Source organism: Providencia sp. PROV205 (assembly GCF_028479505.1).
GTDB lineage: Bacteria > Pseudomonadota > Gammaproteobacteria > Enterobacterales > Enterobacteriaceae > Providencia > Providencia huaxiensis.
The window spans coordinates 1-1,197 of record NZ_JAMPNU010000062.1; the positions used below are offsets into that span (position 1 = coordinate 1).

Sequence of the window (1,197 nt, forward strand, 5' to 3'; positions counted from 1 at the left end):
GGAAGGTGCGAATAAGTCCGAGATGTGAGATCATCGTGTTGTAACCTGAACCCAGAATGAGTAACCGGATGAGCCAGCAACTGACTTTTGCCGACAGTGAGTTTTCCAGTAAACGCCGCCAGACCCGCAAAGAAGTTTTCCTTGGCAGAATGGATGACTTGCTTCCCTGGGACAAATTACTTGGCGTTATCGAGCCTGTGTATCCCAAGGCCGGTAATGGTCGCAGGCCCTATCCGCTGGAAACCATGCTGCGTATTCACTGCATGCAGCAATGGTACAACCTGAGCGATGAGGCCATGGAAGATGCCCTCTATGAAATCGCCTCCATGCGCCAATTTGCTCGCCTGTCACTGGATAAAGCCATTCCAGACCGCACTACCATCATGAATTTCCGGCATTTGCTGGAGCAGCATGAACTGGCCCGCAAAATCTTCAGTACCGTTAATCACTGGCTAGCAGAGTGTGGCGTTCTAATGACCCAGGGCACCTTGGTGGATGCCACCATCATTCAAGCCCCCAGCTCTACCAAAAACAAACACAACAGCCGTGATGAAGACATGCACCAGACCAAGAAAGGTAACCAGTGGTACTTCGGCATGAAAGCGCACATTGGCGTGGACGCCAAAAGTGGCCTGACCCACAGTCTGGTGACCACGGCGGCTAACGAGCACGACCTCAATCAGGTTGGCAAGTTACTGCATGGCGATGAGGAATTTATCTCAGCCGATGCTGGTTATCAGGGGGCCGAAAAGCGCGATGAGCTCAGCGATGTCAGCGCAGACTGGCTTATCGCCAAGCGTCCCGGCAAAGTGAATGCATTGAAGCAACACCCGCGCAAGAACAAGCTGGCCATCCGTTACGAATACCTGAAAGCGAGTATCCGAGCGAAGGTTGAGCATCCATTTCGGATAGTAAAATGTCAGTTTGGTTTCGTCAAAGCCAGGTACAAGGGGCTGGCTAAAAATGACAGTCAACTGGCGATGTTATTCACCCTGGCGAACCTGGTTCGAGTTGACCAATTGATACGGGCACAGGCGAGATCTACCTGAAATGAGGAAATTGGCCTGAAACAGGGCCAAAATCAGCCACGAAGAGACGATTTTGGGCTGAAAATTGGAAAATTGAGCCACAGGACGTCGATAAAGGACGGTTTGGGGCGTCATATCGGGAGCTGCGGACCACTTAATCGCAACTTCC

General features: G+C 51.6%; 1 protein-coding gene. It reads left to right on the forward strand.

The genetic code is table 11. The features are described 5' to 3' along the window. The first annotated feature begins 68 nt into the window (after positions 1-68). The gene (locus tag PR800_RS19615; RefSeq protein ID WP_000082736.1) at positions 69-1,049 is read left to right on the forward strand and encodes an IS5-like element ISEc68 family transposase; all 981 of its coding nucleotides are present in this window, start codon (positions 69-71) and stop codon (positions 1,047-1,049) included. Positions 1,050-1,197: the final 148 nt, after the last annotated feature.

Bases quoted from the DNA above. Each gene is read 5' to 3' on its own strand.
- PR800_RS19615 (WP_000082736.1), top strand. From the start codon at position 69: ATGAGCCAGCAACTGACTTTTGCCGACAGTGAGTTTTCCAGTAAACGC.